This is a genomic window from Granulicatella sp. zg-84 (genome assembly GCF_010892375.1).
Taxonomy (GTDB): Bacteria; Bacillota; Bacilli; order Lactobacillales; family Aerococcaceae; genus WM01.
Genome location: NZ_WNJX01000018.1, coordinates 1 through 18,913, shown reverse-complemented (window position 1 = coordinate 18,913; position 18,913 = coordinate 1). Strand labels below are relative to the sequence as shown.

Sequence of the window (18,913 nt, the reverse complement as noted above, 5' to 3'; positions counted from 1 at the left end):
AAAATTATAAAAATATTTGCATAAATCATAGCGGTGTGTTATTCTTTTTAAAGAGTATTTTGAATAATTTGTATTCAAAATGTATCTAGTTGATTTCGTTAGAAATCATATACGGAGGTGAAAACATGGCAAATAAAGCAGAATTAGTAGAACGCGTTGCAAATGAAACTGGTTTTACAAAAAAAGATGTAGCTATTACAGTTGATGCATTATTCGAATCAATCCAAGAAATTTTAGCTGCTGGTCAAAAAGTACAAATCATCGGCTTTGGTAACTTTGAAGTTCGTGAACGTGCTGCTCGTAAAGGACGTAACCCACAAACAGGTGAAGAAATCGAAATTAAAGCAAGCAAAGTACCAGGATTTAAAGCTGGTAAAGCATTAAAAGATGCTGTTAAATAATGAATAATATTCCCCTTAAAACTTGTTTACTAAGTTTTAAGGGGATTCGTTTTTTATAATATCAGGTCTAAGATAAGAAAACCCGTTGAAGTAATTAAAACTTTGACGGGTTTTATATCATTAGTTTAAATCTAAAAGAACAATTTGTTTTTTGGCGTTAAAAGAGAAAGAAGGAACAACTTCTAATTCAAAACTTCCAGAACCGTTTACACCAAAATGGGAAATTGCATTTTCAAAAATTCTACCTGAAGATATATTTTGAATAGTATTTTCATTTGGATAAGACTCCATTTTTTTACTACCTACATATAGAGATAGTTCACTACTTACTAAATAATCTTTATCTGATAGGTTTTTGACGTCATATATTACTTTTAAAACACGTTCAGGATTTGATTTATCAAATTGATTACGTTGATCCGTAAATTCTGCACTTTTTATGGTGATTTCAGCAACACCTTCAAATGTAATGGTATCACCTATTTTATATGATTTTTTAGCAGCCATAGTTGTTGTCGTTGTATTTTCTACTTTTGTGGTGTCTTTTTGATTATCTTTTTGTACTGTTTCTGTTTTGCTAGAAGTATCTTTTTGCTTATCTTTTGCTAATTGTGAACCAATTCCTCCAATAATAACAAGTGCGCAAACAATAATAAACCATTTACTTTTATAAAAAGGTTTCTGTTTCTTTCTTTTACTGTATAACGCTTTTCTTGATGTAGTCATAATCCTATCTTCTTTTTGTATTATTATAATATTATGTTGTATGTATATTATATTGAGTTTGGGATACTTAGTCAATGTTTCATTCAACAAGATAGACTAATATGTTTCATCTACTAGTTTATTTGATGAGTAACAATAATAAAAAACCGATACATGTATTTGTGTCGGTTCTTTATGTTATGCTCAGTCTTGCTCGGTTAGGAGAAAGATAAATGATTAACGGCGTTTTTTGGGACAGATTTCACAGCCGATGCCGTCGCCATCTCTATCTAAATGTTTAGCATATCCGGGTTGTCCTGCGTAAATGGGAGCTTTTCCTGCTTCACATACATCTTTGCAATTACGATAATAGATATTAGGTTGTGTTTCTTCTTGAACTTCTTGAGTTTCTTCGGTTTGAGGAGGCACGATATTTGTTTGTCCACTGTTCGTATTTTGAGAGGGTTGTATATTATTATTTGATATGTTTTGTTTCGTTTTGTTTTCTTTTGTATGATGTGGTGTATTTGATTCAGTATTTTCTGTATCGCTCGCATGATGCGTAGTACTTTGTGTAGTCGTTGTCATTTGTGTTGTTGTTTTGGAAGTAGTCGTGGTTGTACGATGTGTTGTTGATGTTGATATTGTCGTATTTATTTCAGATGTCTTTTCTATTGTCTTTTCTGTTTTTGTTGTGTTATCGCAACCTGAACATACTAAACAGTATGAAAGAATAGCTGCAAAGATCATTTTTCGTCCCATAAAATCTCTCCTAATATGATAAAGATACCGCTTACTTGTTTTTTATGATACAACTTTTAAACATTACTTGCAAATGTAAAATAGACGATTTTTCATGTTGAATATGATAGAATAAACATGATATCTATATAAAATGAGGTAGATGACATGAATGAATTAGGATATAAAGCATTAAACTCTATACAAGATAACCAAATGGAACTAACAGTACAATTATTTGAAAAATCAGTATTACAAGCTATGAGTGATAATGAAGAAAGTGATGCGTATGATGTTATTGTTTCTTTTGCACAACTAGGGTTTGTGGAACATGCAATCGAAAATTGTGAGCATGCCTATCAACTTTGGGAAAGCGAAGATTGGTTATTATTGTTAGCCGAATTAAAAGTGGAGATAGATGCTTTAGATGAAGCACTGGAGCAGTTATTGATGATACCTGAGCAGTCACCATTGTATGTTAATGCTTTGTTAATGATTGCTGAGATTTATCAAATTCAAGGTGTGTATGAGGTTGCACAGTATAAATTAGAATTGGCAAAAGATATGATGCCAAATGAACCAATTATTGATTTAGCATTGGCAACCTTGTATCAATTTATGGGAGAACACCAAAAAGCGTTACAACACTATGAAGTGGTACTACAACAAGAAGATGAGTATGATATGGTGGATATTTATTATAAAGCAAGTAAGTCATTGATTGCTTTAGGAGAATTTGAAGAAGCAATTTCGTATTTAGAAAAAATAGATATGACAAATCATCATTCAGAATCGTTATTTGAGTTGGCATTATCGTATTATCAGCTAGAAGAATATGAGCGGGCATTAAAATGGTTTGATGCTTTATTAGTGAGAGATCCAGACTATTTATCAGCACATTATTATATGGCAGATGTGTATACAAAATTAAAACAGTTTGATAAAGCAAAAGCGTTATTAAGAAAAGCGTTGAAAGAAAATCCTTATCAAGCAGCGTTATACATACAATTATATCAGATTGAAAAAGATATTGACGTTTTAAAAGAAGCGATTGTATATGTACCGGATGATATTCAAGTACAATTATTATATGCACATCGTCTAAAAGAGTTGGAAGATTATGAAGAGCTTGTAGCGTATGTGGAACCATTATTGACAGATGAGGAAGATAGTGAGTTGTATTGGTTACTAGCCTATGCTTACGGTAAGCTAGAAGATGATGATAAGGCACAAAAATATTATGAGTACGCCTATCCAATCTATCAAGAAGAGATTACTTTTTTACAAGAGTATGCATTATATTTACGTGAAATTGGTCAGCGAGATAAGGCAAAACAGATGATTGCTAAAATTAAGCAATTAGATCCTTTGTGGGAAATATATTAAGGAGATTATATGTTAAAACACCATTTATTTCAGCAAGCATTACCTGTTCTTGAGCAAATCGAAAAAGCGGGTTTTGAAGCGTATTTTGTCGGCGGTTGTGTGAGAGATGCTTTATTAGGAAAGGATATTTCTGATGTGGATATTGCCACGAGTGCTTTTCCACAAGAAGTGAAACATATTTTTAAAAAGACAGTAGATGTTGGTATTGAACACGGAACAGTAATGGTGTTATTTAACGACAACACTTATGAAGTGACGACGTTTCGTACGGAGTCAACGTACCAAGATTTTAGACGACCAGATAAGGTAGAATTTGTACGTTCTCTTGAGGAAGATTTAAAACGACGTGATTTTACAATCAATGCATTGGCAATGGATAGACGAGGTCATTTGTATGATTTTCATAACGGGCAAGTTGATTTACATCATCAGTGTATTCGTGCCGTGGGATGTGCACATGAACGGTTTCATGAAGATGCGTTACGTATGATGAGAGCCGTGCGTTTTGCTGGGCAACTAGGATTTGAGATTGATGATAAAACGCAAGAGGGTATTCAAAAAAATGCACATCTATTAAAGAAAATAGCCGTGGAACGTATTCAAGTGGAATGGGAAAAATTGATGATGTCTTCGTTTAAAAAGAATGGGATTGATATATTTCTTAAAACAGGGTTATATAGATATTGTCCAGAATTTGCTGAACATAAAGATGCGTTACAAAGATTGGGAAATGATGTATTCGTACTTGAGACGGATGCTATGTATTGGGCAATTTTATTATACTATATGGGTATCAAAGATATAGATGCTAAACAAGTATTAAAAAGTTGGAAATTATCCAATCAACTAATTGATGATGTGAGCATTTTGTTACGTATTTTGTTTTTTAGAAAAGAAAGAGATTGGACGGTTGATGATTTGTTCCAAATCGGGAAAAGATTGTCTGTTCAAGGAGAAACATTGGCATATTTATTATGTTTGACGTCAGAAAAAACAGAGGTGGCAGACTTGTATGATGCTTTACCTATAAAAACTGTAAAAGATTTAGCGTTAAACGGTAAAGAAATTATGGCATTGTTACAAAAAGAAACGGGTGGAAAATATTTAGGAGAATTGATTGAGAAAATACGTGTGAATGTATTGCATAGTGTGTTGGAAAATGATAAAGAGGAACTAACACGTTTTGTGAAAGAAAATCGTGAGTAAAGACATGAGTGTGAGGTGCTTATGAAAATAAATAGTCAAGTATTGAAACAACGTGTGCTATCTATCAATGCTTTTTTGAAAAAGTATCATGTGATAAAATGGGCAGTATTTATCATGCTTTGTATCAGTTTTGTTTTTAGTAGCTATCTTTTGTTTTTAGCACGTACAACAGATGTAAAAGCGTTAAAAGCTGGGTTGGAACAAACGACAAAAGTATATGATTTACACGATCAAGAAGCGGGGGAATTGTTTAGTCAAAAAGGGACATATGTCCCTTTAGAACAAATTTCTGAGAATATTGTTAATGCCGTTATTTCAACTGAGGATAAACGTTTTTATGATCATCAAGGCATAGATTATATGGGTATTGCGCGTTCTTTGGTAGGTTTTGTTACACATGGGTTTAAGCTAACTGGTGGTGGCAGTACTTTAACACAACAATTAGCAAAAAATTCATATTTAACGCAACAACAAACGTTTTTAAGAAAAGCTCAAGAAATTTTTTTGGCTTTGGAAATCGAAAGACACTATACCAAAGATGAGATTTTAACGATGTATTTAAACCACGCTTATTTTGGACATGGGGTCTGGGGAGTTGAAGATGCCTCGAAAAAATATTTTGGAAAGTCGGCAAAAGATATTAGTGTTTCAGAAGCAGCAGTTATTGCGGGGATGTTAAAAGGTCCGGGATACTACAATCCAATTGATCATGAAGATCAAGCAAAAAATAGACGAAATACAGTATTGCAGTTAATGGCTGATAATGACAAGATTTCAAAGGACATTTTAGATACAGCTTCTCAAGAACCGATTGTATTAAAAGATGCCTATGAAACGGCAACATCTTATAAATATCCTTATTTTTTTGATGCGGTTATTCGTGAGGCAAAAGAAAAGTATGGATTAGATGAGGAAGATATTTTAACGAAAGGTTATAAAATATACACGACATTAGATCAGACGTATCAAAATCAATTAGACAATGCGTATGCAAGAGGAGAGTTGTTTCCAAATGCAGATGATGGCACACTTGTTCAAAGTGCTTCGATTTTAGCTGACCCAACAACAGGCGGTGTTATGGCGTTGATTGGGGGACGGGGAAATTATGTGTATCAAGGATTTTCACGTGCGACACAGATGTATCGTCAACCGGGTTCAACATTAAAGCCTTTAGTAGTGTATACACCAGCTTTAGAAAATGGATATACACCAGAATCGATGATGATTGATGAAGAATTATCATATGGAACAGATAATTACACGCCTAAAAACTGGGATCATCAAACAGTAGGTACATTACCGATGTATCAAGCATTAGCCTTGAGTAAAAACACTAGTGCTGTTTGGCTATTGGATAAAATTGGTCTAAAAAAAGGGATTGATAAATTGCATCAATTTGGTATCGAAACAGAAAAGGCAGATCATTATCTGGGTGTTGCTTTAGGTGGAATGACAAAAGGAGTAACTCCTCTTGCTTTAACAAGTGCATATACAGCTTTTGCTAATAAAGGTGTTCGACAAGATGCTTATTTTATTCGACGCATTGTTGATGCGACCGGAGCGGTAATTGTGAATAAAACGCATACCGATAGTCAGCGTGTGATGAGTGAGAAAATTGCTACAGATATGACACGTATGATGTTAGGTGTTTATACAAGTGAGGGGACAGGTCAAGTACGATTACCAGCTGGGTTACAAATAGCAGGTAAAACAGGTACAACCGAGTTTGCTGATAAAGGCGTACAAGACCAGTGGGCTGTTGCTTATACACCTGATTTTGTGTTTACTTCGTGGATGGGATTTGATAAGACAGATGATACACATCATTTAAGTATTGACTATCAAAATAGCATTCACCCATTTTTTAATGTTGCTGTGAATAATATCATTGCTGTTTCACCAAAAACATCTTTTGAAACAACATCTATCCAATCTGAAAAGCAAGCAGAACAAGAACAGAAAAAACAAGATTGGTTAAGTGGTGTGAAAGATTTGGGAGAAACATTGAAAAAAGGTGCTGAAAATTTATGGAATGGTGTTATTGATTTTTTCAATGGGAAAAAATAAAAACGTCATACCTCGACATCTGAAGGTGTCAAGGTATGACGTTTATTTTTGGCTCTATAATAAATCGTCTTGGTGGAGAGCTTTTTTTGCTACTAAAAAGAAAAAACGCATTGTAGGACAATGCGTTTTGCTGTGTGATTAAACACGTTCAACTTTTCCAGATTTTAATGCACGAGCTGAAACCCAAACTTTTTTAGGTTTACCATCTACTAAAATGCGAACTTTTTGTAAGTTAGCTTTCCAAGTACGACGTGAAGCGTTCATCGCATGAGAACGTGAGTTACCTGTTTGACTTTTACGTCCAGTAACGAAACATTGTTTAGCCATTGTCTTACCTCCTTTGTCTGTTTAACTGTGAAGAGTATCAAACTTACATTCACATACTCCAATAATTTAGCATATATCGAAAAAAAATGCAAATAGAAAACAATAATTTTTGCTCTTTTTATTTGTAATTATAGTTTAATTATGCTAGAATTTGCAAAAGAAAAACCTTTAATATCGTCCGAGAGACGATCAAGGCAAAAAAGAATGAATGGATTGTTGCATTTGCCTTGATAAACAGTATCAAGGCATTTTGGTTTTTCAATAATAAAAAGGAGCCGAAAAAAATGACAGAAGTAATTGTTGCATTTGATGTATCAACACAAGAGGAATTAGCCTCAATGTTAGATATGTTTCAAGAACCTATTTATGTAAAAATTGGTATGGAGGCAATGTACCGCTTTGGAGCAAGTTTGTTAACACCAATTAAAGAAAGAGGGCATAAAATTTTTTTAGATTTAAAATTACATGATATTCCAAATACCGTGTATCACGCAATGAAACAATTAGCAGCCTTGCCTGTTGATATGATCAATGTACATGCCGGTGGTGGTATTGACATGATGAAAAAAGCTGTTCAAGCAGTCAAAGAAATCAATCCGAATATATTGTGTATTGCTGTAACAGTCTTAACGTCTTTAGATGATAAGGTTGTCACAGATGAATTATTATTAAATCAAGGACTAGAAAAAACAGCCTTACACTATGCTAAAAATGCTAAAGAAGCAGGTATGGACGGGGTAGTATGTAGTGTTCATGAAGTGGAAAAAATTCATGAAGTATGTGGTGCTGATTTTTTATGTGTCACGCCGGGTATCGCATTGTTAACAGCACAAAAAAATGACCAAAAACGTATCGCAACGCCACAATATGCCAAAGAAAAAGGCTCTGATTACATTGTTGTCGGTCGTGCTATTACAACAAGTGAAAATCCTTATCAAACATATAAACAAATTAAAGGAGATTGTGACCATGAGTAAAGATATAGCACAAATACTATTGGATACACAAGCAGTTTTTCTATCGGTAGAAAAACCATTTACGTGGGCAAGTGGTATTCAATCTCCCATTTATTGTGATAATCGAAAAGTATTGGCTTTTCCAAAAGAAAGAGAAACTATTAAACAAGCATTTTTAAACATTTTAAAAGAATACGACTATGATGCAATTATTGGTACAGCGACAGCTGGTATTCCAATGGCAAGTATATTAGCAGATGCAACAAATAAACCATTAGGTTATGTAAGAAGTAGTAAAAAAGACCATGGTAGACAAAATCAAATTGAAGGATTTTCGAAAGAACACAGTAAAGTGATTGTCGTTGAAGATTTAATTTCAACGGGGAAAAGTGTGCTAAAAGTTGTAGATGCATTAAAGGAAGCAGGTATAGAAGTCATTGCTGTTATTGCTATTTTTAGCTATAATATGCACTTATCACAAGAGCAATTTAGTGCATCAGGTGTGTCATACCGTGTATTAAGTGATTTTAACACATTGATGCAACTTGCTTTAGAACAAGGGATGATTACCTCTCAACAAGAAAAACAGTTAAAGAAATTCCAAAATAATCCTCAAAATAATGAATGGATACAAGCGTAAAGTTAGTAAGCAAAAGCAATATGATGATATGTTGCTTTTGCTTTTTCTGTTTATTTTTTGTGTTTTTAGAACATTCCTCCCTTTGATTTATAAAGCTTATTTTTGTATAATGGATAATAATGAAAGATGTTCTACAATTTATGTAGCACAATAAGAAAGCAAAGAGGTTATATTCATGATATATCAAGATGATAGTTTAGCGTTACACACAGATTTGTATCAAATTAACATGATGCAAACATATTGGTTAGAAGGAATTGCAGATAAACGTGCAGTTTTTGAAGCGTATTTTAGAAAAGCACCTTTTTCAAGTGAATATGCAGTATTTGCTGGGTTAGAACGATTGGTTCAATATATTCAAGGGTTACATTTTTCAGATACTGATATTGCATATTTAAGAGAGCAAGGACAGTATTCTGAAGAATTTTTAGACTATTTAAAAGCGTTTAAATTTAATGCAACAATTCGTGCACCTCATGAGGGTGAAATTATGTTTGCCAATGAACCATTGGTACAAGTTGAAGGAAGTTTAGCAACGTGTCAGCTAATTGAAACAGCCTTATTAAATATTTTGAATTTTCAAACACTCATTGCCACAAAAGCATCTCGAATACGTACAGTTTGTGGAAAAGATGATACTATTTCAGAATTTGGAACACGTCGTGCACAAGAAATGGATGCAGCAATTTGGGGAACAAGAGCAGCTTATATAGGTGGATTTGATTCGACAAGTAACATTAGAGCAGGTAAAATTTTTGGTATTCCAATTACGGGAACGCATGCTCATGCACTTGTACAAGCATATCGAAATGATTATGATGCATTTAAAGCTTATGCTCAGACACATAAAGATGTTGTTTTTTTAGTAGATACATACGATACATTACGTTCAGGCGTACCAAATGCTATCAAAGTAGCAAAAGAAATGGGAGATCGTATCAACTTTTTAGGTGTTCGAATTGACAGTGGAGATATGGCGTATACCTCTAAAAAAATCCGTGAACAATTAGATGAAGCAGGATTTCCAAATGCTAAAATTATTGCATCGAATGATTTAGATGAAAGAACGATTTTAAACTTAAAAATGCAAGGTGCAAAAATCAATTCATGGGGTGTTGGAACACGTTTAATTACAGCGTATGATCAGCCAGCTTTAGGTGTTGTGTATAAATTGGTTAGTATCGAAGATGAGAATGGCAATATGGTAGATACAATGAAAATTTCAAGTAATGCTGAAAAAGTGTCAACGCCAGGTAGAAAACAAGTCTGGAGAATTACACGTAATAGCGATGGAAAATCTGAAGGAGATTATATTGCATTATGGCATGAAAGACCAGACTTATTAGAAGAATTGTACATGTTTCATCCTGTACATACTTATATCAATAAAACGGTTAAAGATTTTACAGCACGTCCATTGCTTCATGATGTATTCGTTGATGGTCAATTAGTGATTGATTTACCTACTTTAGAAAGTGTTAAACAATATGCAGAACAATCGCTTAATCATTTATGGGACGAATACCGTCGTATTTTAAATCCAGAAAAATATCCAGTCGATTTATCTACAATATTGTATGAACAAAAGATGACCAGTATCGAAGAGATAAAAAAACGTGTCAAAAAACAAGTAAAGGAGGTGAACTAATGCGTCCATTACAACAAAATATTATTGAAACATTAAAAGTCAATCCGATAATAGAGGCTCACGATGAGATAAGGCGTAGTGTTGATTTTTTAAAGCGTTATTTATTGAAAAATCCTTCATTAAAAACATTAGTATTAGGGATTAGTGGTGGGCAAGATTCCACACTAGCAGGAAGATTATCACAGTTGGCTGTCGAGGAATTAAGACGAGAAACTGGAGATAATACATACCAGTTTATTGCTGTGAGATTACCTTATGGCATACAAGCCGATGAAGATGATGCACAAAAAGCATTAGCATTTATTTGTCCAGATAAAGTGATGACAGTTAATATTAAAGATGCTGTCGATGCTACACAAGCAAGTTTAGAAATATCGGGTGTCGTGATTAGTGATTTTAATAAAGGTAATATTAAAGCAAGACAACGTATGATTGTGCAATATGGAATTGCTGGTGCTACGCATGGCGTTGTAGTTGGTACAGATCATGCAGCAGAAGCAGTTACAGGTTTTTATACAAAATTTGGAGATGGTGGAGCAGATATTATGCCGTTGTGGCGATTAAATAAACGCCAAGGAAGACAACTATTGCAATATTTACAAGCAGATGAAGCTTTATATTTAAAAATACCCACAGCAGATTTAGAAGAAGATAAACCATTACTTCCAGATGAAGTTGCTTTAGGTGTTACATACGAAGATATTGATGATTATTTAGAAGGAAAAACCATTTCTGAAGAAGCTGCTGAAAAAATTGAATACTGGTATATACGTAGTCAACACAAACGTCAAATGCCATTAACGGTTTTTGATAATTAAAATATATTTTATTGGGTGGGAAAAATTATGGAAAATAATAATACAAATAATATAGTAGAAAAAATAAAAACGTATGTGATGTCAAATAAGAAAAAAGTAGGCATTATTTCAGGGATTGTCATTGTATGTTTGATTATCATGACAACTGTATTATCTGGACCAATTAGTGTGATAAATGATGTCAAACCGGAGTTTTCTGGTTATGATGGAAGTGGAACGTTAAGCTATAATGAAAAAGAAATTCGTCAAAAAGTGGAAGCTGCTGTTTTGAAAAAATATGGTGCTTCACAAGCAGATATTGATAACACATTACAAGGGGATATTACAAAAGTATTATCTAATATTTTTTCAAATGGGAAAAAATATTTAGAGATACAAAGTGTTTTATCAAGTATCTCTTATAAATTTGACAAAACAAAAGAATTGAAAAATGGCGATAAAGTCATGTTTACAATTAGTGCAACAGATAAAAATGCACCAATTCGACCTGAGAAAAAAGAATTTGTTGTGTCTGGATTGAAAGATGTTCAAAAAGTAAGTGCAGAAGATGTTGTCAAAGATAGTAAAATAAATGTAACTGGTTATAATGGTTTCGGTTCTTTAGAGTACAATCAAGATAAAGTAACGCTTGTATCTAGTAAAAATAAATCTTTCTCAAATGGTGATAAATTAACATTTAAAATAAATGATTACTATATTACTGGAATGAAAAAAGAAGGTAAAGTTGTAACAAATGGTACAGATGAAACGACTGTAACGGTTGAAGGTTTAAAAGAAGTTACCGATATTACGAATTTAAATACACTTATTGATAAGATTGATGATTACGCAAAAGCTGAAAATAAAAATGTACCTGAAAGTAGTTATGAAAAGAAAAAAGAATTTGTACTTGAAAGAGCAACAACATTCTTTAAATACTCAACTTCAAACTATAATTCAACAGATACAATGAATGTGGTCAATATTTATAAAATTACAGAAACAAAAGGTTCTGATACAAAAACATATTATAAAGTATATGGATATACAGTTAAAGTATCCGTTTCTGATAATCAGCTTATCTTAGCCGATTTAAGCAACAATAAATACAGTCTATATGATACATTTGAAGATTTAGAGTCTGCTAAAGTAAGTTTAAGATCTTCTGATTTTGTAGAATACACAAAAAAATAACGTTAAATCCCCTACGCAAACCGCTTAGCTGGTTTGCGTAGGGGATTTTGATTAAACGTATAGAAAAATTGAAAAGTACATAAATCCTGCACCTAACATCACAAATAGATGCCAAATAACATGCATAAATTCGATTTTTTTCATATTGTAAAAAATAGTACCGATTGAGTAACTGATGCCACCTAATACAAGAAGTAAAATACCATTAAATCCAATTGCTTGATATAAGGGAACAATGAGTAAAAGTGAGAGCCACCCCATACCTAAGTATAAGATAGAAGATAATAGAACATTTTTACCGATGTTAAAGCATTTTACAATAATACCGATAAGAGCAATTATCCAAATGACGAAACACATCAACCATCCTTGTGTACCTTTGACAGCTAATAAACAATAAGGTGTATAAGAGCCTGCAATCAGTAAATAAATGGCAGAGTGATCAAAAACACGCATGATTTTTTTTGCTTTTGTAAATGAAAGGCTATGGTATAAAGTTGAAAATAAAAAGAGTAAAATAAGTGTTACACCGTAAATAGTATAGGAAATAATGTTTAATGTACTGATATGTATCCCTTTTACAATTAAAAAAATAAGTCCTATGATACCTAAAAGTGTGCCAATTCCATGAGTAGTAGCATTGAAAATTTCAGCAATAAGTGTTTTTGTTTCAATTTTGTGCATAAACGTTCCTCCTATATGAAGATAAAAGTATTTTACATAGAACTTTTAAATGAAATTTGTTATAATGAAACATATCATTTATTATAAAGCAATTTCAATAATAAAGAAACAAAATACAATCGATGAGGTGACTTCATGTCAAAAATTAAAATTGTAACAGATTCAATTGCTAATTTAACAGATGAAGAAATAAAGGTGTATGATGTACACATTGTAAATCTAAATGTGTTAGTAGACGGTGTGTCGTATATAGACAGTGATGAAAAAATTGCTAAAGAAACATTTTATCAAGTGTTAAAGGAAGCAAAAGAATTACCTAAAACAAGCCAACCATCTATTGGTACATTTTTAGATGTATACGATAGTTTTGAAGACGGTACAGAAATTATCTCTATTCATGTAGCGTCATCGTTGAGCGGTACAGCAAGTGCGGCTCAACAAGCAGGAGACTTGTCTAAAAATCATGTTACAGTGATTGATAGTGAATTTGCAGATAGAGGCCAAGCTTATCAAGTTATTGAGGCTGCAAAATTGGCACAAGCAGGTGCTTCTAAAGAAGAGATTTTAGAAAAAATTAAAGATGTTAAAGAAAAAACAACATTATATATTAGTGTGTTTTCGTTAGATAATTTAGTCAGAGGAGGACGTGTTAGTCGTGCCAAAGGTTTGTTGTCTAATTTATTAAATGTTAAAGTGATTTTTGAATTTAAAGACGGTGTATTAACACCAATGCAAAAAGGCCGAGGTTCAAAATCTATTCAAAAATTTTTAGATGAACAAGTATATCCAAAATTGGAAACATTAACGGTTAAGGAATGCTCTTTATCATACGTTTGTTTGACAGAATTTCTTCATGAGCAAATCGACAAATTAAAATCTATGTTCCAAGAACAAGTATTACATATAGGATTTACTGTTCCAACTGTATGTATTCATACTGGAGAAGGTGCTTTTGCCATGATGTATTATCATGACTAAAAAGATAGATAAACAGTTACAAAAACGTGGATGGAAATATGCCTTTTTATCTCTGGCATGTGTCAATCTACTAGTTGTTGCATTTTTGTTTTATACTATCTCTAAACCAGCAGATATGGTTGTTAGAGAAAAAACAGAAGTCGCTGCTTCTAATAGTAAAATTCAAACAACATTATCGTTAAATAAAGCAGAAGTAGAAACGATTTTTTCATCATTTGTATCAGGAAATCAACAAAATGAATATGTATTGACACTTGATGATAAAATGCACATCACTGGAAAAGTTTCTATTTTAGGTATTCAGACTACTTTTGAATTAGTGGGTATGCCTTATCCAACAGAAAATGGTAATCTACAAGTAAAAGTTGATACTATTAGAGTAGGACAATTAAATATGCCTTTAAATGTTGTTTTAGGTATTATTGGACAACAGGCAAAAGATATTCTTTCAGTAGATGCGAAAAATCATGTGTTATATATTGAATTGGCATCGAAAGAATGGAAAAATGGTGTCGTTGTGAAAGTGAAAGCTTTTGATATTGAAAAAGATGAGTATATCTTTGATGTGAGTGTACCGAATGAAACCATTTGGCATTTATTACAACAGCATAAAGGAGAGTAGCATGTATCGTTCGTTTTATCAGTTTATGTTAACGTACGCAGATCCATATAAAAAAGATAAACAAACAGCCTTTGCCAATGTCGTATCAAACGATATTGGATTTCCAAAGCATGCTGAAGATTATGACACTATTGTGAATTATGTTGAATTAACAGATTTATATAGTAACTATTTAACTATATTTGATGAATTATGGGAAACTTATATGCAACGAAATCAAATGATTTAAGAAAGAAGGAAAAAAGAATGAGTATACATATTGCAGCAAAACCAGGAGATATCGCAGACATCGTATTATTACCAGGAGATCCGTTACGTGCAAAATTTATTGCCGAAACATTTTTAGAAGATGTGGTACAATACAATACAATTCGTAATATGTTTGGCTATACAGGTACTTATAAAGGAACACGTGTATCTGTTCAAGGAACCGGAATGGGTATTCCGTCTATGATGATTTATGCGAATGAGTTGATTACACAGTATGGTGTAAAAACATTGATTCGTATTGGTTCAGCAGGTGGTATGAATCTTGATGTAAAAGTACGTGATATTGTATTTGCACAAGGTGCAACGACAGATTCAGGTATTTTAAATCATATTTTTGAAAATCAAGTATCTTTTGCGGCGTTATCAAACTTTGCTTTATTAGACAAAGCATACCATACAGCAGAACGTTTAGGACATCATAATATTCACGTCGGAAATATTTTGTCTTCAGACCGTTTTTACAATGCAGAATTAAATACAAAAAAATTAGCTGATTATGGTGTATTAGCTGTTGAAATGGAAGCAGCAGGTTTATATGCTTTAGGTGCTCAACATCATGTACAAACATTAGCAATGGTAACAATTAGTGACCATTTAATTACAGGAGAAGAAACAACAGCACAAGAACGTGAGCAAACATTTACAGCAATGATGGAAATTGCATTAGAAACAGTAGTAAAGTAGTGTGAACCATGGAAGAAGAATTTTTAGAAGAAAAAGAAATACAAACAGGTCATGAAAAGAAAAAAGGTATCATTCATTTATCTGTTTCAAAATTCATTATGATTTTATTGGTAACAGTTTTAGGTTCTGTTGGCGTTACGTGTGCAGCAATGATTGCTAGTGCACAATTACAAACACACATGTTATCGAGTACATCAAATTTACCGCCAAAATTGATTGAAGGACTATCTAAAAGTTATACATTATTGAAAAACGCCTATATGGGTGATTTAGATGACCAAAAATTGATTGATGGGGCATTAAGTGGTTTTGTTTCAGGTGCAGAAGATACGTACACAACGTATTTGAATGAAAAAGAATTTTCAGCATTGATGCAAGCAACAGACAGCACATTAGAAGGTATTGGTGTGGAAGTAGAACAAGTAGGTGAGTATATTCGTGTGGTCAGTCCTTATGGAGAATCTCCAGCAGCAAAAGCAGGTCTACAAACAAATGATTTATTTGTCGAAGTCAATGGAGAAAACATTGTAGGGAAATCTATTTCAGAAGTTGTGACTTTAATTCGTGGTAAAAAAGGGACATCTGTGACGCTAAAAATGAAACGTGGTAATAGTGAGTATACAGTATCTGTGGTTCGCGATAAAATTTCATTGACGACAGTCAAACATGAATTAGACAAAACAAATCAAAACGTCGGTATTGTCCGCATTTCATCTTTTGCCAAAACGACGTATGATGAACTTGTTGAAGCAGTAAAAGATTTAAGAACAAAGGGTGTAACATCGTTTGTTATAGATGTTCGTTCAAATCCTGGAGGTTTATTAGACTCTGTTCAAAAAATTGTGAATATGTTTGTAGAACCAAATAAAGTTATCTTTGAAATGGAAAATAAAGCAGAAGGTATTCAAAAAGTATTCTCTAGTGAATCTTTAGGTAGTTTCAAAGTAACAGAACCTATTACAATCTTGATTGATAAAGGTAGTGCTAGCGCATCAGAAATTTTTGCGGGAGCGTTATCTGATTTAGGACGTGCAAAATTAGTTGGTGAAACAAGTTTTGGGAAAGGAACTGCTCAAACAGTTCAACAATTATCAGCAGAAACAGGTATTAAAATCACGTATTCAAAATGGTTAACACCTAATGGTACTTGGGTACATAAAACAGGTATTAAACCAGATTATGAAGTTGCTTTACCAGAATATAGTAAATTGTCGTTTATCAATCCAGATGATGTACATCAGTCGGGCGAATCTTCTGATAGTGTGCTAAATATACAAAAATTATTACGTGCATTAGATTATGGTGCTCATTTGACGGGTACATACGATGATGAAACTGTGCAAGCAGTGAAACAGTTCCAAAAATCTGCTCAACTAGAAGAAACAGGTGTTGTTTCTGGTGATACAACAAGAGCGTTGCTAAAAACATTACGCGAGAAAATTATACAAAACGATACGCAACTACAAAAAGCTGTAGAATTATTAAATGAAAAATAGGAGGAATTATGTCTGAAGAAGTTGTTTTAAGAAATAAAAAGAAAAAGAAAAAATCAGCAAATAGACTAAAAGAAAATATCCTATTTGTGTTGTATATTCTAGGGGCATTGGCGCTGGCAATGGTATTGAAAGCGTATGTGATTACGTCTATGAGTATTGTAGGGCATTCCATGTCACCGACTTTAGAAACCGGTCAAACAGTTGTTGTATATAAATTAGGAAAACCAAAACGTTTTGATATTGTCACATTAAAAGCTCCTGACGGTGCTATGGAAAATGGGCAACGTAAAGTTTATATTAAACGTGTCATTGGATTACCCGGAGATGAAGTAGAATATAAAAACGATACTTTATATATTAATGGAAAACCTTATGATGAACCATATCTAGCGAATTTAAGACAATCTTTAGGAGAAGGTCAAACACTAGAGCCAGACAGAACCTTGAAACAAATATTAGATAGTGTTAAATTAACAAACTCGACCTTACCGGAAGAAAATACGACTCTCGTACAAAATGAACAAGGAAAATACGTCATTCCAGAAAATCATTATTTTGTTTTAGGAGATAATCGTTTAAATTCTAAAGACGGAGATGAGTTTGGTTTAGCCAATGCTAATTTATTAGAAGGCACGGCGATTTTCAGATTTATGCCACTAGATAAAATTGGTCCGTTAAAATAATTATAAAAACTGATTAAAGGTCAATCTTTAGTTAAATAAACGTTCAAAAGCCCTTGCCATCAACTTATGCAGTATGTTGAAGGCAAGAGCTTTTAGTGTATCTGAAAAGGTTTTCTTTGAATAATTTTTATATATTCATATTATTTATAATAAAATATACAAAATATTTGTGTTGTGGAAAATATTTCTAAAGAGGAACTACTAGATTTATTAAGAAAAATTATATATAATAAATAAGTAGAAAGAAATTGGAGGGTATCAAAATGAAAGATGCATTAGGTATGGTAGAAACAAAAGGTTTAGTCGGAGCAATTGAAGCAGCAGATGCTATGGTTAAAGCTGCTAATGTGACACTAGTCGGCAAAGAACAAATTGGTGCTGGATTAGTAACAGTTATGGTTCGTGGTGATGTAGGTGCTGTTAAAGCTGCAACTGATGCAGGTGCTGCAGCTGCTGAAAACGTTGGGGAATTAGTATCTGTTCACGTAATCCCACGTCCACATTCAGAAGTTGAAGTGATTTTACCAAAAAAATCAACTGAAAACTAATCTAAATTAACCTTTGGTTTTTCCCTCAATACCGTTAAGGTATTGAGGGATTTTTCATTTATTGAATGGTGTTAATGTAAAAAGGCTCTATGTCAAATAGGGTTGATGACTCAAAAAAGGTAGTGATGTCACGAATGTTACGTCACTATCTTTTTAGTTTAAGTCACAAAGTGATGTACGGCTCACCGACATGTACACGATACATTTCTCTTCCCCTACGTTGTGCGGGGAAGGAGCTATTCGTACGTCACTTTTGACTTAAACTATTAAGCAACTAGTGAAGTAGATGGTACGGTGTATGGTACATATAACTTACAGATTAATAAAATACGATTTCTAAAATGTGAAAAGTTACGATAACCATAGGCATTTCTCTTAAGTACTTTAATTTTATGATTGATTCCTTCAAGTGCACCGTTAGTCAAATGATGGTAGATAAAGGTGTTTTTAATATAGGGTAAATACCCTTTGAAAGTTCTTAATACTCTACGTAAACCAGGAGAAATAGCTTCCTGTTTAGCCCATATGAGTATTTCTTCAAATCGGTCAAAATCTCTATTATGTAAAGCATCTCTTAATTGATGAACGACATCGTATGTGGCTCGTAGTTCGGGGACTTGTTCCAATAAATAATCGACTATCCCTTGTGTATGTGTCATCCAATCAAACAGTGGAAAACGGTGATAAGGATAACTACTTAGTGTATCTGTGTTACTTAAAAACAACTTCCAATAACGTTTCATTTTGTTGTATAAACGGCGATTGTTCTGATGTAAAGCTTTCATTACATGCACTCTGTGTTTTGTTAACTCACGATTTAATGCTTGTACAATATGAAAAGGGTCGATAATGATATGTGCGTTAGGAAATACTTGCTTGG

At 33.0% G+C, this 18,913-nt stretch carries 21 protein-coding genes; 16 read left to right on the top strand and 5 right to left on the bottom strand.

All coding sequences use genetic code 11. The annotated features are described in order from the left end of the window. Nucleotides 1-125: 125 nt before the first annotated feature. Nucleotides 126-401, top strand: coding sequence for an HU family DNA-binding protein (locus GMA06_RS05430; protein WP_163546752.1), 276 nt, complete (start codon nt 126-128; stop codon nt 399-401). A 120-nt stretch (nt 402-521) separates the two neighbouring features. Here GMA06_RS05430 and GMA06_RS05425 read toward each other — a convergent pair whose 3' ends face one another. Together GMA06_RS05425 and GMA06_RS05420 are read right to left on the bottom strand one after the other, a co-directional pair. Continuing rightward, the gene (locus tag GMA06_RS05425; protein WP_163561952.1) at nt 522-1,127 is read right to left on the bottom strand and encodes an immunity protein; all 606 of its coding nucleotides are present in this window, start codon (nt 1,125-1,127) and stop codon (nt 522-524) included. A 216-nt stretch (nt 1,128-1,343) separates the two neighbouring features. Continuing rightward, nucleotides 1,344-1,868 (bottom strand): excalibur calcium-binding domain-containing protein, encoded by a 525-nt coding sequence (locus GMA06_RS05420; RefSeq protein WP_163561951.1) that lies wholly within the window; start codon nt 1,866-1,868, stop codon nt 1,344-1,346. Between the two features lie 147 nt (nt 1,869-2,015). On the opposite strand from GMA06_RS05420, the gene GMA06_RS05415 reads away from it, so the two are divergent. From GMA06_RS05415 to GMA06_RS05405, 3 genes are read left to right on the top strand one after another with little or no spacing between them, the layout of a single operon-like run. Then, nucleotides 2,016-3,233 carry a tetratricopeptide repeat protein gene (locus GMA06_RS05415; RefSeq protein WP_163561950.1) on the top strand — a complete coding sequence of 406 codons (1,218 nt, stop codon included), beginning with the start codon at nt 2,016-2,018 and terminating at the stop codon, nt 3,231-3,233. 9 nt (nt 3,234-3,242) lie between these two features. Then, nucleotides 3,243-4,439, top strand: coding sequence for a CCA tRNA nucleotidyltransferase (locus GMA06_RS05410; protein ID WP_163561949.1), 1,197 nt, complete (start codon nt 3,243-3,245; stop codon nt 4,437-4,439). Between the two features lie 21 nt (nt 4,440-4,460). Beyond that, nucleotides 4,461-6,506, top strand: coding sequence for a PBP1A family penicillin-binding protein (locus tag GMA06_RS05405; protein ID WP_163561948.1), 2,046 nt, complete (start codon nt 4,461-4,463; stop codon nt 6,504-6,506). A gap of 138 nt (nt 6,507-6,644) precedes the next feature. Here the strand turns inward: GMA06_RS05405 and rpmB are convergent, their stop codons facing one another. After that, entirely contained in the window at nt 6,645-6,833 is a 189-nt protein-coding gene (rpmB, locus tag GMA06_RS05400; RefSeq protein WP_163546275.1) for a 50S ribosomal protein L28, read from the bottom strand. 284 nt (nt 6,834-7,117) lie between these two features. Between rpmB and pyrF the strand changes: the two genes are divergently transcribed. From pyrF to GMA06_RS05375, 5 genes are all read left to right on the top strand, one after another. Then, complete coding sequence (gene pyrF / locus GMA06_RS05395) at nt 7,118-7,810, top strand: orotidine-5'-phosphate decarboxylase (RefSeq protein WP_163561947.1); 693 nt, start codon at nt 7,118-7,120, stop codon at nt 7,808-7,810. Continuing rightward, nucleotides 7,803-8,429, top strand: a complete 627-nt coding sequence (gene pyrE, locus GMA06_RS05390; protein ID WP_163561946.1) for an orotate phosphoribosyltransferase — start codon at nt 7,803-7,805, stop codon at nt 8,427-8,429. The genes pyrF and pyrE overlap by 8 nt, the downstream gene beginning before the upstream one ends. Nucleotides 8,430-8,598: 169 nt before the next feature. Next, nucleotides 8,599-10,077 carry a nicotinate phosphoribosyltransferase gene (locus GMA06_RS05385; RefSeq protein ID WP_163561958.1) on the top strand — a complete coding sequence of 493 codons (1,479 nt, stop codon included), beginning with the start codon at nt 8,599-8,601 and terminating at the stop codon, nt 10,075-10,077. Next, on the top strand, nt 10,077-10,895 hold the full coding sequence (gene nadE / locus GMA06_RS05380) for an ammonia-dependent NAD(+) synthetase (RefSeq protein ID WP_163546278.1): 819 nt from the start codon (nt 10,077-10,079) through the stop codon (nt 10,893-10,895). The genes GMA06_RS05385 and nadE overlap by 1 nt, the downstream gene beginning before the upstream one ends. A 27-nt stretch (nt 10,896-10,922) precedes the next feature. Beyond that, entirely contained in the window at nt 10,923-12,068 is a 1,146-nt protein-coding gene (locus GMA06_RS05375) for a hypothetical protein (protein WP_163546279.1), read from the top strand. A 51-nt stretch (nt 12,069-12,119) separates the two neighbouring features. Here the strand turns inward: GMA06_RS05375 and GMA06_RS05370 are convergent, their stop codons facing one another. Continuing rightward, nucleotides 12,120-12,752, bottom strand: coding sequence for a hemolysin III family protein (locus GMA06_RS05370; protein WP_163561945.1), 633 nt, complete (start codon nt 12,750-12,752; stop codon nt 12,120-12,122). Nucleotides 12,753-12,887: 135 nt separating this feature from the next. Here GMA06_RS05370 and GMA06_RS05365 point away from each other — a divergent pair, with 135 nt between their 5' ends. The 7 genes from GMA06_RS05365 (at nt 12,888) to pduA (ending at nt 18,033) form a co-directional block, all read left to right on the top strand. Next, entirely contained in the window at nt 12,888-13,730 is an 843-nt protein-coding gene (locus tag GMA06_RS05365) for a DegV family protein (RefSeq protein WP_163546281.1), read from the top strand. Beyond that, entirely contained in the window at nt 13,723-14,352 is a 630-nt protein-coding gene (locus GMA06_RS05360) for a YpmS family protein (RefSeq protein ID WP_163561944.1), read from the top strand. The genes GMA06_RS05365 and GMA06_RS05360 overlap by 8 nt, the downstream gene beginning before the upstream one ends. A 1-nt stretch (nt 14,353) precedes the next feature. Continuing rightward, nucleotides 14,354-14,581: a YozE family protein gene (locus GMA06_RS05355; protein WP_163546283.1), complete on the top strand. Its 228-nt coding sequence runs from the start codon at nt 14,354-14,356 to the stop codon at nt 14,579-14,581. Nucleotides 14,582-14,598: 17 nt separating this feature from the next. Then, nucleotides 14,599-15,306, top strand: coding sequence for a purine-nucleoside phosphorylase (gene deoD, locus GMA06_RS05350; protein WP_163546284.1), 708 nt, complete (start codon nt 14,599-14,601; stop codon nt 15,304-15,306). Between the two features lie 8 nt (nt 15,307-15,314). After that, complete coding sequence (locus tag GMA06_RS05345) at nt 15,315-16,802, top strand: S41 family peptidase (RefSeq protein ID WP_163561943.1); 1,488 nt, start codon at nt 15,315-15,317, stop codon at nt 16,800-16,802. Between the two features lie 8 nt (nt 16,803-16,810). Continuing rightward, entirely contained in the window at nt 16,811-17,485 is a 675-nt protein-coding gene (gene lepB / locus GMA06_RS05340; RefSeq protein WP_163561942.1) for a signal peptidase I, read from the top strand. 263 nt (nt 17,486-17,748) lie between these two features. Further along, complete coding sequence (gene pduA, locus GMA06_RS05335; RefSeq protein ID WP_205422906.1) at nt 17,749-18,033, top strand: BMC domain-containing protein; 285 nt, start codon at nt 17,749-17,751, stop codon at nt 18,031-18,033. A gap of 266 nt (nt 18,034-18,299) precedes the next feature. Here pduA and GMA06_RS05330 read toward each other — a convergent pair. Then, on the bottom strand, nt 18,300-18,913 hold a 614-nt coding region (locus GMA06_RS05330), incomplete at its 5' end, for a transposase (protein WP_163561941.1).